Below are 16,182 nucleotides of genomic sequence, written 5' to 3'. Positions count from 1 at the left end.
GAGACCCCGGCGATCAACGCCCGCCGGGTAACGAGCGTTCCCGTGTCGCGGCCTTCAAGGCTGCGACATCGACCTTCGAAATGATCTTGTCGAGCGTCACAGGCAGGCGCTGGCGCCAGTTCGGATGCTCGTCAATCGTACCGGGAATGTTGGGCTGGTCGATCACGCCGAGCAGATCCTCCAGCGACACCGCAAGCAGCCGCGACGGCGTGCGCGACAGGAAGGCGAGCACCGAATAGACATCATTGGCACGGATGCCGTTGGCACGCAGGATCTCGTCGAGCAGGCCGAGCGCATCCCAGCGGGCCTGATCGTTCTCGCCGGGATCGAGCCCGAGCGAGCGCTTCATCTTGAGATCGCTGAAAGAGCGCCAGCCGGCATAGGTCGACAGATCATGCGTGTTCAACGTCACCAGCGCGTTGGGCCGGTAGTGATCGACGGGCCGGAAGTGACCGGCATCGTCGCGCTCGAACATCATGACGAGGTAGGACCAGATGCCGAAATCCTGCATGGTCTCGCGAAAACCTTCCGGCACCGTGCCGAGGTCCTCGCCGATGACGATGCACTTATGGGCAGCGCTCTCCCGCGCCACGGTCGCCAGCAGCGCCTCGAACGGCATCTGCACATAGGCGCCGTTGTCGGGCTTGAAGCCGCGCGGCACCAGATAAAGCCGCTTCAAGCCGAGCACGTGATCGAGACGGATGGCTCCGGAATGGCGCATCGAAGCCGCGAGCATATCGGCGAATGGCACGAAGGATTGCGCCTCCAGGCCGCCGGCATTGAAGCCGGCCAAGCCCCAATCCTGGCCAATGGTATTGAGCACGTCCGGCGGCGCGCCGACGGCGAGATGACGAGAAATCGCCTCCTGCTCGTTCCAAGCATCGAAGCCGTTCGACTGCACGCCGACGGCAACGTCAAGATAGAGCCCGACCCGCATGCCGAGCTGGCCGGCCAGCTCCTTGGCCGCATGCAACTGGCTATCGGCGGTCCATTGCACGAATTCGACGAACTCGACCTCGTGCTTGTCCGGGCCGTTGCGCAGCTCGGCGCATTTCGTCTCATCCGGCTTTTGCCATTCCTGCGGCCATTCCCACCACGGCGCCGCAAAGCGATGGCGTAGCACCTCGAAGCAGGCAAAACGGGACAGCGGCGCGCGAGCCGCCCGGAAGGCGTCGAACTGGTTGCGGCGGACGCCGCTCGCGGTTTTCACGAAGCTGTCGAAGGCGGCACGCAAGGCCAACCATTTCAAGGCCGCCATGTCCGGATAGGGCACACGATCACCGTCGCGGAGCCGCGCGGCGGTCGCGGCCGCATCGGGGACGAGGTCGGGGGAAAATTCCGGGATCGCCTCGACGTCGATATAGAGCGGATTGAGAAACAGCCGGCTGTTCGGCGAATAGGGGCTGCAATCGGCCGGATGGTCATCGAACAACACATGCAGGGGATTGAGCCCGACGCCGTCGGCGCCCAACTGCTTCGCGAGCCGGACCAGACCGGCGAGGTCGGTGAAATCGCCGATGCCCCAATTGCGGTCCGAGCGGACGCTGTAGAGCTGCACGGCAAGCAGCCAGCCCCGGTCGAAATCGCCGCCGAAGGCCCGCTCCGGCGCCACGATCATCGGCACCTCTTCCGTCACGCCTCCGGCATCCGTCAGCGTCAGCCGGTGATAGCCGAGCGGCAGGCCGGCCGGCCAGGCAATCACGGGCTCGCGCGTCTCACCTTGCGCGATCAAATTGCCGTTGCCGGTCATCTTCCATTTGAGCGGCGGCGCACCGATCGTCACCAATTCGGTGCGCGGATGGCCCAAGGCGCGTACCACCACAGGCCCGCTGACGAAGCGGTAAACCCGCTTTTCCGGCAAGGCGTCGAGGATGGATTTGAGGGCCACGGGATCGGTGACCCGCAGCTTTCCGAGGGCATCGACGAATTCGGATTGAACGCCCTTGATCCGGGCTTGAGCTAAAAGATCCATTCGGCACGCAGCTTGCAGGCCATTTTGTGGCCGGGGGCATCGATTTTAACGAGGTCGCGGAAGAGGTTAGTCAGGGTTAACTCGCGAGCCGCGCCTGCCGTTCCCCAGGGAACCAATGACACACAAGCGGCTTTCTATAGTGGTATCAAGCGTAGGTTCCCGGCAAGGGAAACGGGCTCCTGCTTTCTTGTCAATGGCATCACCGTGAACAAGACAATTCAAACTGTCGAGAGTGCCGCAGTCGGCAGCACTTTCCTCATCGAGGACGTCTATCCCCTGATCGACGGCGGGCGCTTCCCCGTGAAGCGGATCGCGCGCGAACCGGTCGAGGTCTGGGCCGACATCTACCGGGACGGCGACGCCGTGATCGGCGCAGCGCTGATCTGGCGACAGGAGCAGGACCGCGAATGGCAGAGCGAGCCGATGATCCCTCACGGCAATGACCGCTGGTCCGGCGCGTTCACACCCGTCGAGCCCGGCAAATATGTCTATGCGATCGAAGCCTGGACCGACGAATTCGCCACCTGGTCGCACGCGGTCGCGCGCAAGCAGCGCTCCGGTGCCGACGTCACGCTCGATGCGATCGAGGGCGCCGGCCTTTTGACCAAGGCGCATGGCGCGCAGCAGGACGCCGCCGCCGTCATCGTCAGGCGATGCGAGGACTATCTTCAGACCGGCGACGTTGCCCCGCTGCTGGCAACCGAGCTCGGCGCAGCCATGGCCGAGAGCCAGTTGCGGCCTGATCTCACGCGCTCGGCGCTATTCCCACTGTTCGTCGACCGCGACAAGGCACGCTTCGGCGCCTGGTATCAGATGATGCCGCGCAGCCAGAGCGTGGTGCCAGGACAGCATGGCACGCTCCGCGACTGCATCGCGCGCGTGCCCGACATCGCCGCGATGGGCTTTGACGTGCTGTACTTCACGCCGATCCATCCTATTGGCCGCACCCGGCGCAAGGGCCGCAACAACATGCCGGTGGCGGGCGACGGCGATCCCGGCTCGCCTTATGCGATCGGCGCCATCGAGGGCGGGCACGACGCGCTGCACCCCGAACTCGGCACGATCGAGGATTTTCGCGCGCTGGTCGCGACCTGCCTGGAATACGGCCTCGAACTCGCGCTCGACTTCGCCGTGCAATGCTCGCCGGACCACCCGTGGCTGACGCAGCATCCGGAATGGTTCAAATGGCGCCCGGATCGGTCGGTGCGGACGGCTGACGGGCCCTATTCCGATATCGTCATCCCCGATTTCGCGTCCGTCGACCGGGCTGGACTGTGGAACGCGTTTCGCGACGCCATGCTGTTCTGGATCGACCACGGCGTCACCATCTTCGCCATCGACAATCACGACACCGCGCCGCTCGCCTTCTGGGAGTGGCTGATCCGTGACATCCGCCGCCGGCATCCCGAGGTGATCCTGTTTTCCAAGACGTTCGCGCGCCCGAAGCTGATGAAGGGCCTCGCCAAGCTCGGCTTTGCGCAATCGTTCAGCTATTTCCCCTGGCGCACGGCGAAGTGGGAGCTGGAGCAATATCTCGGCGAGCTGACGCGCTATCCCGAACGTGACTTCTATCGGCCGAACCTGTTCGTGAATACGCCCGATCTTTTGCCCTATCATCTCCAGGGCGGCGAGACATGGGCGTTCAAATCGCGCGTCGCGCTGGCGGCGACGCTGTCCGGCAATTACGGCGTCTACAGCGGGTTCGAGCTGCTGGAGCACGACGCGATCCCCGGCCGCGAGGAATATCTCAACTCCGAGAAATACCAGATCAAGCAGCGCGACTGGAACAAGCCCGGCAACATCAAGGCCTACATCACGGAGCTCAATCGCATCCGCAGCGAGAATGCTGCGCTTCAGCGGACGGCGAACCTGCGCTTCCTCGGCATCGAAGAGGGCGAGACGATCGCCTTCGTCAAGGAAGCGACCGACCCGGCCAACATCGTCGTGGCCGTGGTTGCGCTCTCGTGCCACGTGCGCGAATTCTGGTTGCCGCTCGGCGACGTCACGGTTGACGCCGGCGGGCAGCGACACCATGTGTCGGCACTCGAAAACCTCCTCACCGGCGAACAGGCCCGCATCGAATGGGGCGGGATCAAATTGCGTATCGATCCCGAGCGCGATCCGGCGCTGCTGTTCCGCTGCCTGGCGTAAGGGCGCACGCCATGAACGTATTGTCTTCCGTCGACACCAAGAAAGCCGAGGCTGCCGAGATCGTGGACGAGCTCTGGTACAAGGACGCCATTATCTATCAGCTTCACGTCAAGGCGTTTGCCGATAGCAACAATGACGGCATCGGCGACTTCGCCGGGCTGACCGAGAAGCTGCCCTATCTCCAGGAGCTCGGCGTCACCGCGCTCTGGCTGCTGCCGTTCTATCCCTCGCCCGGCCGCGACGACGGCTACGACATCGCCGACTACGGTTCCGTCAATCCCGATTTCGGGACGATGAAGGATTTCAAGCGCTTCATCCAGGAGGCGCAGAAGCGAGGCTTGCGCGTCATCACCGAGCTCGTCGTCAACCACACCTCGGACCAGCACAATTGGTTCAAGCGTGCTCGCCGCAGCCCGGCAGGCTCGAGCGCCCGCAACTGGTATGTCTGGAGCGACACCGACCAGAAATACCAGGGCACCCGCATCATCTTCACCGACACGGAGAAGTCGAACTGGACCTGGGATCACGAGGCCGGGGCGTTTTATTGGCACCGCTTCTTCTCGCACCAGCCGGACCTCAATTTCGACAATCCCCGCGTCGTCAGCGCGCTGATCCAGGTGATGAAGCGCTGGCTGGATGCCGGCGTCGACGGCTTCCGTCTGGACGCCATTCCCTATCTCTGCGAGCGCGAAGGCACCTCGAACGAGAACCTCCCCGAGACGCATGCCATCATCAAGCGGCTCCGCCACGAGCTGGATTCCTACTCCAAGGGCAAGCTGCTGCTGGCCGAGGCCAATCAATGGCCGGAGGACGTGCAGGAATATTTCGGCCGCGGCGACGAGTGCCACATGGCCTACCACTTCCCGCTGATGCCGCGCATCTACATGGCGATCGCCCAGGAGGACCGTTTCCCGATCACCGACATCCTGCGCCAGACGCCGGATATTCCGGCGAGCTGCCAATGGGCGCTGTTCCTGCGCAACCATGACGAGCTGACGCTGGAGATGGTGACCGACGTCGAGCGCGACTATCTGTGGACCACCTACGCCAACGATCCGCGCGCCCGCATCAATGTCGGCATCCGCCGGCGCCTCGCGCCGCTGATGGACAACGACCGGCGCAAGATCGAGCTGATGAACTCGCTGCTGCTGTCCTTCCCCGGCACGCCGATCATCTACTACGGCGACGAGATCGGGATGGGCGACAACATCTATCTCGGCGACCGCAACGGCGTGCGCACGCCGATGCAGTGGAGCCCGGACCGCAACGGCGGCTTCTCGCGCTGCGACCCGGCCCGCCTCTACGCGCCGCTGATCATGGATCCGGTCTACGGCTATGAATCGGTGAACGTGGAGGCGCAGTCGCGCAGCCTGTCCTCGCTGCTCAGCGCGACCAAGCGTCTGATCTCGGTGCGCAAATCGACGCTCGCCTTCGGCCGCGGCACCATGACCTTCATCCGCCCGGCCAACCGCGCCGTGCTGGCCTATGTCCGGCAGTACCGCGACGAGGTGATCCTCTGCGTCGCCAATCTGTCGCGCGCGGCCCAGGCGACCGAGCTCGATCTGTCGCCCTGGAAGGACCGCATCCCGCAGGAGATGCTCGGCCGCACGCGTTTTCCGGCGATCGGCGAACTGCCCTACATGGTCACGCTGGGGCCCTATGGCTTCTACTGGTTCCAGCTCACCGAGCGCGACAAGTCCGAGCCGGTGACGCCGCGCGCAGTGCCCGAATTCGAGACGCTGGTGGTGCCGGTGAACTCGACCTGGGTGTCGCTGGCGCGCGAGCGCGGCGTGTTCGAGCACGAGGTGCTGCCGGGATTCCTGTCGCGCACGCGATGGTATCCGGAGCACAATCCCAAGCACATCAAGCCGACGCTGACCTCGGCAGTACCGTTCTGCGACATCGGCGACAACAGGCCCTGGATCGCATTCTTCGAGGCCGCGCAGGGCGACGTCACCACGCGCTACGTGCTGCCGATGCAGATCGAATGGGTGCGCTTCGACCGCGAACGTTTCAATCCCAGGGCGCTCGCCGCCGTGCGTCAGGGGGCCCGCGAAGGCACGCTGCTGGACGTGGCAACCGAGCAGATCTTCATCGGCCTGTTCCTGCGCAATCTGTCGCAGAATCTGGTGGTGGAAGAAAACAATCTGCGGCTGGAGTTCAAGGCGACCAGCCGGTTTGCCGAGTACACCATCAAGGAGCCCGAACGCATCCGCACGATCGAGCAGTCGAACAGCACCGCGCTGGTCGACAACCAGTATGTCGCCAAGATCTATCGCCAGCTCGAAGCCGGCATCAATCCCGAGATCGAGATCGGCTCCTACCTCACCGAGATCGCCCGCTTTGCCAATACGCCGGCACTGCTCGGCAGCGTCGAGCTGGTCGAAGACGACCGTCGCAGCGCAGTCGGCGTGCTGCACGCCTATGTCGAGAATCAGGGCGACGGCTGGGGCGTCACCGCGGGCTATCTCGACCGCTATATCGACGAGCAACGGGTGCTGCCACCGGGCGAGATGCCCCGCGAGACCCAGGAGCAAGCGCCCTATCTGCACTTCATTGCGCAGATCGGCCGACGGCTCGCCGAGCTGCATGTGGCTCTGGCCGCTGCAAAGCCCGGAGATCTCGCGCCGGAGCCCATTGGCTCCGCACACGTCAAGCGCTGGTCATCCGAGCTCGAGACACGGGCCGAGCGGGTTTTCGAGCGGCTGGCCGCCAGCACCGACCGCCTGCGGGAGGTGGACCGACCGCTGATCAATCAGCTCGCCGCGGAGCGCGCGATCCTGTCCGGCCGGCTCAACGCGCTCTTACCTTCCGAGCTCGGCGGGTTGAACATCCGTCATCATGGCGATTTCCGCCTCGGGCAAACTCTGATCGTGAAGGACGATATCTTCATCATCGACTTCGACGGAGATCCGCGTTTGCCGCTGGCCGACAAGCGGCGCAAGCTGCCTGCGGCGCGTGACGTTGCCGGCCTGATCCGCTCGATTGATCTTTCGGTTAACGCGGCGCTTCACCGCGCGCTCACGGGCGCCTCCGACGAACAGGGCCGTCTCACGGCTGCGCTCGACGAATGGCGCGAGCGCACCACCGCGACGTTCCTCACCGCCTACCGCGAAGCCATGACCGATCGGCGGCTGTGGCCGGAAGATCCGCAATCTGCGGCTGGCCTGTTAAGGTTTTTCCTGCTTGATCAAGCGTTCGAGGAAGTAGAGTACGAGCTGTCCCACCGGCCTGAGGGGCTCCATGCGCCGCTGTCCGGACTGCTTCGCATTCTGTCCAGTATCGAGAGCGAAGCCCATGCCTAAACTCCCTGCCGAGGCCTATGCGATCATCGAGGGTCGCCACTCCGATCCGTTCCACTATCTCGGGCTGCATCCCGAGGGCGACAAGAGCGTGGTGCGCGCGTTTCTTCCCGATGCTTCCAACGTCGAGGCGGTGGGCGAGCACGGCGAGGTGGCGAAGCTCGATCGCGTCCATGATGCCGGCCTGTTCATCGGAGCTCTGCCGAACGGCGCGAAGCACTACCAGCTCCGCGCGAAGTTCGGCGACAACGTCATCGAATTCGAGGACACCTATCGCTTTCCGCCGATCCTGACCGATTTCGACCTCTATCTGCTTGGCGAAGGCACCCACCAGCGCCTTTACGACAAGCTCGGCGCGCATCCGATGCGGCTCGAAGGCATCGATGGCATCGGCTTCGTGGTGCTGGCGCCCAACGCCCGGCGCGTCTCCGTGGTCGGCGATTTCAATTTTTGGGACGGACGGCGCCATCCGATGCGGGTGCGCGGCGCGGGTTATTGGGAATTGTTCATCCCGCACGCCAAGGCCGGCGACCACTACAAGTTCGAAATTATCGGACCGCATGGCCATCTGCTTCCGCTGAAGTCCGATCCGATGGCTTTTGCAAGCGAGGTGCGCCCGAAGACCGCTTCTATCGTGTTCGACGAAGCACATCTGCCCCGGCCGCGACCGGCGCCCGACGGCATCAACGCGTTGTCCGCGCCGATGTCGATCTACGAGGTCCATCTCGGCTCATGGCGGCGCAAGAACGGCAATGAATGGCTGACCTATCGCGAGCTGGCCGAGCAGCTGCCGGCCTACGCCCGCGACATGGGCTTCACCCATCTCGAATTCCTCCCCGTCAGCGAGCATCCTTTCGACGGCTCGTGGGGCTATCAGCCGACCGGGCTGTATGCGCCGACCAGCCGCTTCGGCACGCCGGAGGATTTTGCCGCGCTGGTCGATGCCTGCCACCGCGAGGGCGTCGGCGTGCTGCTCGACTGGGTGCCCGGCCACTTCCCGGACGATCCGCACGGGCTCGGCAGCTTCGACGGCACAGCGCTGTACGAGCACGCCAATCCGCTCCAGGGCCGGCATCTCGATTGGGGCACGCTGATCTACAATTACGGCCGCACCGAAGTGACGAACTTCCTGGTCTCGAACGCGCTGTTCTGGCTCGAGCGCTACGCGATCGACGGACTGCGAGTCGATGCCGTCGCATCCATGCTCTACCTCGACTACAGCCGTCCGCCCGGGGCGTGGATTCCGAACCAGCATGGCGGCCGGGAGAACATCGAGGCGATCGCATTCCTGCGCCGCTTCAACACCGAGCTGTTCGCGCGTTTCCCGCAGGCGACCACGGCCGCCGAAGAGTCCACCGCCTGGCCGCAGGTCTCGCGCCCGGTCGAATTCGGAGGGCTCGGCTTCGGCTACAAGTGGAATATGGGCTGGATGCACGACACGCTGAACTACATCAGCAAGGACCCGATCCACCGCAAGCATCATCACGGCGACATCCTGTTCGGCCTGCACTACGCCTTCTCGGAGAACTTCGTCCTGCCGCTGTCGCACGACGAAGTCGTGCACGGCAAGCGCTCTATCCTCGGGCGCATGCCCGGCGACGAATGGCAGCGCTTCGCGAATTTGCGCGCCTATTACAGCTTCATGTTCGGCCATCCCGGCAAGAAGCTGCTGTTCATGGGCGCCGAGATCGCGCAAAGCCGAGAATGGAATCACGACCAATCGCTCGACTGGCACTTGCTCGAGTACAAGCCCCATTCAGGCATCCAGGCGTTGATCCGCGATCTCAACCGGCTCTATCGCGCGGTGCCCGCCCTGCACCAGATGGACTGCGAGCAGGCCGGCTTCGAATGGCTGATCACCGACGACGCCAACCGCAACGTGTTCGCCTGGCTGCGCAAGGGATTTGACGAGCACGCCCGGTGCATGGTGATCGTCAACTTCTCACCCAATGTCTATCGCAATTACCGCGTTCGCGCGCCGTTCGGTGGCAAGTGGAAGGAAGTGTTCAACTCGGACTCCGCCCATTACGGCGGCAGCAATGTCGGCAACATCGGCGAAGTCCACGCCGTCAATGGCGAGCTCCGCCTCACCATTCCGCCGCTCGCCGCGATCTTCCTCGTTCCGGAAAGCTGAACGATGCGCCTGACTGCTGGATCGCCCGCACGCCTCGGCGCAAGCTGGGACGGACGCGGCACCAATTTCGCGCTGTTCTCCGCCAACGCGCAGAAGGTCGAGCTGTGCCTGTTCGACATGCAGGGCCGCCGCGAACTCGAGCGCGTCGAGCTGCCGGAGCGCACCGAGGATGTCTGGCACGGCTATCTCAACGACGTCTCGCCCGGCCAGCTCTACGGCTACCGCGTGCATGGCCCCTACGAGCCGGAGCACGGCCACCGCTTCAATGCCAACAAGCTCGTGCTAGACCCCTATGCCAAGCGGCTTTCCGGGCGGCTGGTCTGGAGTGACGCGCATTTCGCCTATCGCACCGGAAGCCCGCGCGAAGACCTGTCGTTCGACCGGCGCGACAACGCGCGCGGCATGCCGAAGGCCGTCGTCGTCGACGAGACCTTCAACTGGGGCCGCCGCGAGATCCGGCCCAACATTCCCTGGGAAGATACCATCATCTACGAGGCCCACGTCAAGGGACTGACACAGAAGCGCGACGACGTGCCGCCGAATTTGCGCGGCACCTATGGCGGCCTGTCCTCGCCCGCGATGATCGAGCACCTGAAGAAGCTCGGCGTCACCACGGTAGAGCTTCTGCCGGTGCACAGCTTCGTCGACGACCGCATCTTGGTGGAGAAGAAGCTCGTCAACTACTGGGGCTATAACACCCTGTCCTTCTTCGCGCCCGAGCAGCGCTACGCCCAGGACAACGCTCTCGATTCCTTCCGCACCACGATCGCACGTCTGCACGATGCCGGCATCGAGGTGATGCTCGACGTCGTCTACAATCACACCGCCGAGGGCAATCATCTCGGTCCGACGCTGTGCTATCGCGGCATCGACAACGCCTCCTATTACTGGCTGAACCGCGAAAACCCGCGCTACTACGACGATTTTACCGGCTGCGGCTCGTCGGTGAACCTCACCCACCCGCGCGTGCTGCAGATGGTGATGGATTCACTGCGCTACTGGGTCGAGGTCTGCCACGTCGACGGCTTCCGTTTCGACCTCGCCACCACGCTGGCCCGCGGACCGAACGGTTATGATCGAGGCAGCTCGTTCCTGACCGCGATCCGCCAGGACCCGGTGCTGGCGAGCGTCAAGCTCGTCGCCGAACCCTGGGATCTCGGCCTTGGCGGCTATCAGGTGGGCGCATTTCCCTCGCAATGGTCGGAGTGGAACGACCGTTACCGCAGCGCCATGCGCCGCTACTGGAGCGGCGAAGGCAGCCTGATCGGCGATATCTCCAGCCGCATGACGGCGTCCTCCGACCTGTTCAACCACGACGGACGGCGGCCGCGCGCCAGCATCAACCACATCACCGTGCATGACGGCTTCACCCTGGCCGATCTCTTCAGCTACAACGAGAAGCATAACGAGGCCAATGGCGAGGACAATCGCGACGGCTCCAACGACAACCACAGCAACAATTGCGGTGTCGAGGGTCCGACCGACGATCCCCAAATCGTCAGCTTGCGCCGGCAGCTTCGCAAGAACGTACTGGCCTGCCTCATGCTGGCGCAGGGCATTCCGCTGATCCTCGCAGGCGACGAGGTCGGGAATTCGCAATCAGGCAACAACAACGCCTATTGCCAGGACAACGAGGTGGGCTGGGTCGGCTGGGACAATCTCGGCAAGGACGGCGACGACATGGTCGGTTTTGTCGCCGAACTCGCCGATATCCGCCGCCGGTTCTCGCAGCTTCGCAGCCATCGCTGGCTCGACGGCCGCCCCAAGGACGGCATCTCCTATGGCGCGCTGTGGCTGACGCCGGCCGGCGACGAAATGACGGAAAGCGACTGGAAATTCCCGGAAGGGCGGTTCCTCTCCTATGTGATGGGGCCGATGGAACCGGGCAGCGCCGCGATCTTTATCGTACTCAACGCAGCCCCCGAAGAGATCGCATTCAAATTGCCAAAAATGACTGAATACAAGAGCTGGCAGCAGATCCTGAACACGACCGACGCCAAGCTGAATACGATCGACTTCCAGCCCGGGAGCGACAGCAAGGCGCCGCCGCGCTCCGTGCTCGCTTTCGCGGGGGCGCTATGAGGCCATCCTTCGGGGCGAGGCCGACGAGGGACGGCGTATCGTTCCGGCTGTGGGCGCCTGCCGCGCGCCGTGTCGATCTCCTGCTCGACAGACGACACGCGATGCAGCGCCGGCAGGATGGCTGGTATGTCGCCGAGATTGCCAATCTGCCCGTCGGCAGCAACTACAAATTCAGGATCGATGACGAGATCGACGTGCCCGATCCGGCGTCTGCATTCCAACCCGACGACGTGTTCGGCCCGAGCGAGGTGATCGATCATGACGCCTTCGACTGGCGCGCATCCGATTGGCGCGGCCGCCCCTGGGAAGAGACGGTGCTGATCGAGACGCATGTCGGCACCTTCACTGCGGAAGGCACCTATCGTGCGATGATCGACAAGCTCGATCATCTCGTCGCGACCGGCATCACCGCGATCGAACTGATGCCGCTGGCTGACTTCGCCGGTCGCCGCGGCTGGGGTTATGATGGCGTGCTGTGGTACGCGCCCGACAGCGCCTATGGTCATCCCGATGAATTGAAGACGCTGATCGACGAAGCCCATCTGCGCGGGCTGATGGTGTTCCTCGACGTCGTCTACAATCATTTCGGCCCCGAGGGAAATTACCTCGGCCGCTACGCGCCGGCCTTCTTCACCGACGCGCACACGCCATGGGGCAGTGCGATCGATTATCGCGTGCCGCAGGTTCGCGCTTTTGCCGTCGAGAACGCGCTGTCGTGGCTCAGCGACTATCGCTTCGACGGCCTGAGGCTCGATGCCGCCAATCACATCATGGCGATCCCCGGCGAGCAATCGATGCTGCAAGACCTTAGCGTCGCCGCGGGCGAGCTTGCCAAGGCGACGGAGCGCCATATCCATCTCGTGCTGGAGAACGGCGACAACCGCGCGAGCCTGCTCGACGCGGCGCAGGAGCCTCCGAACGGCAAATATCGCGGCCAGTGGAACGACGACTACCACCACGTCTGGCACGTGATGCTGACGGGCGAGCTCGCCGGCTATTATGCGGACTATCAAACGCCGCGGCTCGATCTCGCACGCGCGCTCGCCTCCGGCTTCGTCTATCAGGGCGAGATCTCGGAATTCTGGGGCAAGAAGCCGCGGGGCGAGAACAGCGGCGAGCTGCCGCCGGCAACCTTCGTCAACTTCCTGCAGAACCACGACCAGATCGGCAACCGGCCGCTTGGCGACCGGCTCGAAAGCCTGGCATCGCCCGAGCAGATCGAAGCCGCACTCGCGGTGACCCTGCTCGCACCGATGGTGCCGATGCTGTTCCAGGGCGAGGAGTGGGGCTCCATCGCGCCCTTCCCGTTCTTCTGCGACTTCCAGGGCGGACTGGCTGATGCCGTCCGCAAGGGGCGCAGGCAGGAATACGCCTGGGCCTATGAAAAGTACGGCGACGAGGTGCCCGACCCGCTCGATCCGGCAACACTGCAATCGGCCGTGCTCGACTGGACCGACCACACGCCGGAGCAGGATGCGCGTCTCGCGCTGGTGCGGGAGCTGCTCGCACTCCGCCACAAGGAGATCGCGCCACGACTGAAAGGTGCGCGCTTCGGTGATGCCGCCGTGGCCGATAGCGGCCTGCTCACCGCACATTGGCACATGGGAGATGGCGCGACGTTGCGCCTCGTGGCCAATCTCTCCGACAAGGACATCGCGTGTTCCGACGCCGGTGTGGGGACCCTGATCTGGGGCGGCGCGGCCGGCGACCGGCTTGCGCGCTGGTCGGTGGTCTGGCGCCTCGGAGGTTGAGATGGCTCCAGCCATTCCTCTCGCAACCTACCGGCTTCAGCTCACCGCGGATTTCGACTTCGACAAGGCCGCCGCGGTGGTGCCCTACCTGAAGGCGCTGGGAATCACGCATCTCTACACCTCGCCGGTGATGAAGGCCCGCAAGGGCTCGACGCACGGCTATGACACCGTCGACCACAGCCAGTTCAATCCGGAGCTCGGCGGCGAGGCCGGCTTCGCGCGGCTGAGCGAGGCGCTGACGCGACACGACCTCGGCCTCATCATCGACTTCGTACCGAACCATGTCGGCGTGCACTTCGCCGACAATCCTTGGTGGCTGGACGTGCTGGAATGGGGCCAGGCCTCGCCGCACGCCGTCTCCTTCGATATCGACTGGGATCAACTGGCCTTCCGCGCCCGCGGCGGCGTGCTGCTGCCGATCCTCGGAGCGTCCTATGGCGAAGCGCTCGAGAGCGGCGATATCGAGCTGCGCTACGATCCCAACGAAGGTAGTTTTTCCGCCTGGTATTTCGAACATCGATTGCCGATCGCGCCGGAGCGCTATGGCGAGGTGCTGCGGATGATCGTGAAGGACGCCGACGCCGCCGAGACCGAGACGGGCAAGCGCCTGCTGTCGCTCGCGGCGCGCTACACGGGACTGCGCCGCCCCAACCGCAAGGAAGCACCCGGCTTCAAGGCGGAGCTCAGGGAGATCGCAGGCAGCGCCGATATCATCGGGCGCGGCCTCGGCGCCTATCGCGCGGCCAAGGACCGTCCCGCGCAGACGCTGGCGCTGCATCATTTGCTGGAGCGCCAGCACTACAAGCTGGGGCACTGGCGGCTTGCCTCCAGCGACATCAACTATCGACGTTTCTTCGACGTCAACGGGCTCGCCGGCATGCGCGTCGAGGATCCCGGCACGTTCGCCGCCACGCACCGGCTGGTGAAGCAACTCATTGCCGACGGCAAACTGCAAGGCATCCGGCTCGATCATATCGACGGCCTGCGCGATCCCGCGCAATATTGCCAGCGGCTGCGCCGGCTGGTGCGCGACGCTCAGGGCACCACAAAGCCGTTCTATACGGTGATCGAGAAAATCCTGTGCGAGCACGAGCGCCTGCCGCATTTCGCCGGCGTCCAGGGCACCACCGGCTATGAGTGGATGAACGCCATCACTCACGTTCTGGTCGACGCCAAGGGGCTGGAGGCCATGGACGAGACCTGGCGGCAGATCAGCAACCGGCCGCCGCGGCTCGCGCCTTACGTCAAGGACGCCAAACGGCGCGTGCTGGAGACGCTGCTGACCAGCGAATTCACGGTTCTGACGCGCCTGCTTGCGCGCATCGCCAACGGGCACTACTCGACCCGCGACTTTTCCGCTGACAGCCTGCGGCAGGCGCTCGAGCTCTATGTGCTGCATTTCCCGGTGTACCGCACCTATTTGACGACAAGCGCGCCAACGGCGAACGATCGTAAGCTGATCGACAACACCATCGAGCACGCTCGCCGGGAATGGTTCGCCGCGGACGAAGGCATTTTCGACTTCCTGCGCGACGCCCTCACCATGGACCTGCTCAAGCCCGGTCGTCCCCCGCACAGCGCCCCGCGGGTGCGCCGCTTTGCGCTGAAGGTGCAGCAATTCACCGGGCCGATGATGGCGAAGTCGTTGGAGGACACCGCTTTCTATCAATTCCACCGGCTGCTCGCCCTGAACGAAGTCGGCGGCGATCCCGCGAGCAAGGGCCTCACCATTCCCGCTTTCCACGAGACCATGCAGGCCCGCGCCAGGGAATGGCCGCAAGGGATGACGGCGACCGCCACGCACGACACCAAACGTGGCGAGGACGCCCGCGCGCGGATTGCTGCCTTAAGTGAAATTCCCGGCGAATGGACCAGCGCCGTGGCACGCTGGAAAGTCCTGAACGCGCCGCACCTCGCGCTGGACGGCAATCTGCGCGCTCCGTCGGCAACGTTCGAATACATGCTCTACCAGACGCTGCTCGGCGCCTGCTCCCTCCAGGAGCCGGCCGATGCCGGTTTCGTCGCGCGTATCCAGGCCTACGCGCTCAAGGCCGCGCGCGAGGGCAAGGAGGAGACCAGCTGGCTCAACCCGCACGAGGCCTATGAGAACGGCGTCAAGAGCTTCATTGCGAAGATCCTCGATCCCGCGCAATCAGGCGAATTCCTGGAGGCGCTGAACACGCTGGCTCGCCGCGTCGCGCTGCTCGGCGCGCTGAACGCGCTGAGCCAGCTCACGCTCAAGGCGACATTGCCGGGCGTACCCGACTTCTACCAAGGCACCGAATTCTGGGACCTGTCGCTGGTCGATCCCGACAACCGCCGCCCGGTGGATTTTTCCGCGCGACATGCGGCGCTGGGCAGGCTGGAGAATCCGGATTGGAATCACCTAATCAAGAGCTGGCCGGACGGTCAGCTCAAGCTGGCCTGGACGCGGCACCTGCTCAAGCTGCGCAACGAGCTGCCCGACGTCTTCGCGCGAGGTGACTACCAGCCGCTTCAGGTGCGGGGCGCACATGCCGACCATGTCGTAGCGTTTGCCCGCCGCCACGGCCGGGCTGCGGCGATCGTCGTGGTCGGGCGCCAGTTCGCACCTTTCACGCAAGCAGGCCGCGAATGGCCGGCGTTCGATGGGGCCGACGCCACTATTGACGTCACGGGCTATAATGTGCCGGGTTTCGCCGGCAACGATCTGCCGCTCGCGCAGGCGCTTCGCGGTTTTCCCGCTTCGGTCATCCCCGCGCGCCCAGCGGGCGCGGCGAAGCCGGTGCGACAGCGCACCCGCGCTTGAAC

Annotated in this window: 7 protein-coding genes; 6 read left to right on the top strand and 1 reads right to left on the bottom strand. The window is 64.5% G+C overall.

Annotated elements, in window-relative coordinates; translation table 11 throughout:
- Positions 1 to 13 precede the first annotated feature (13 nt).
- Entirely contained in the window at positions 14 to 1,972 is a 1,959-nt protein-coding gene (malQ, locus tag AC0L23_RS11885; protein ID WP_085395697.1) for a 4-alpha-glucanotransferase, read from the bottom strand.
- Between the two features lie 204 nt (positions 1,973 to 2,176).
- Between malQ and AC0L23_RS11880 the strand changes: the two genes are divergently transcribed.
- Genes AC0L23_RS11880 through treY form a run of 6 tightly spaced genes read left to right on the top strand, consistent with a single transcriptional unit; the run spans position 2,177 to position 16,180 of the window.
- Positions 2,177 to 4,123: a maltotransferase domain-containing protein gene (locus tag AC0L23_RS11880; protein WP_473356997.1), complete on the top strand. Its 1,947-nt coding sequence runs from the start codon at positions 2,177 to 2,179 to the stop codon at positions 4,121 to 4,123.
- Positions 4,124 to 4,134: 11 nt separating this feature from the next.
- Positions 4,135 to 7,428, top strand: a complete 3,294-nt coding sequence (gene treS / locus AC0L23_RS11875; RefSeq protein WP_446479970.1) for a maltose alpha-D-glucosyltransferase — start codon at positions 4,135 to 4,137, stop codon at positions 7,426 to 7,428.
- The gene (gene glgB, locus AC0L23_RS11870; protein WP_018454055.1) at positions 7,421 to 9,559 is read left to right on the top strand and encodes a 1,4-alpha-glucan branching protein GlgB; all 2,139 of its coding nucleotides are present in this window, start codon (positions 7,421 to 7,423) and stop codon (positions 9,557 to 9,559) included. The genes treS and glgB overlap by 8 nt, the downstream gene beginning before the upstream one ends.
- Before the next feature lie 3 nt (positions 9,560 to 9,562).
- Entirely contained in the window at positions 9,563 to 11,641 is a 2,079-nt protein-coding gene (gene glgX, locus AC0L23_RS11865; protein WP_085351910.1) for a glycogen debranching protein GlgX, read from the top strand.
- Positions 11,638 to 13,392 carry a malto-oligosyltrehalose trehalohydrolase gene (gene treZ / locus AC0L23_RS11860; protein WP_026232660.1) on the top strand — a complete coding sequence of 585 codons (1,755 nt, stop codon included), beginning with the start codon at positions 11,638 to 11,640 and terminating at the stop codon, positions 13,390 to 13,392. The genes glgX and treZ overlap by 4 nt, the downstream gene beginning before the upstream one ends.
- Position 13,393: 1 nt before the next feature.
- Entirely contained in the window at positions 13,394 to 16,180 is a 2,787-nt protein-coding gene (treY, locus tag AC0L23_RS11855; RefSeq protein WP_085395699.1) for a malto-oligosyltrehalose synthase, read from the top strand.
- Positions 16,181 to 16,182 lie beyond the last annotated feature (2 nt).

The sequence above is a fragment of the Bradyrhizobium sp. MI1.4 genome, from assembly GCF_055811315.1.
The sequence above is the reverse complement of the archived record's forward strand: the minus strand, read 5'-3'. Positions and strand labels throughout refer to the sequence as shown.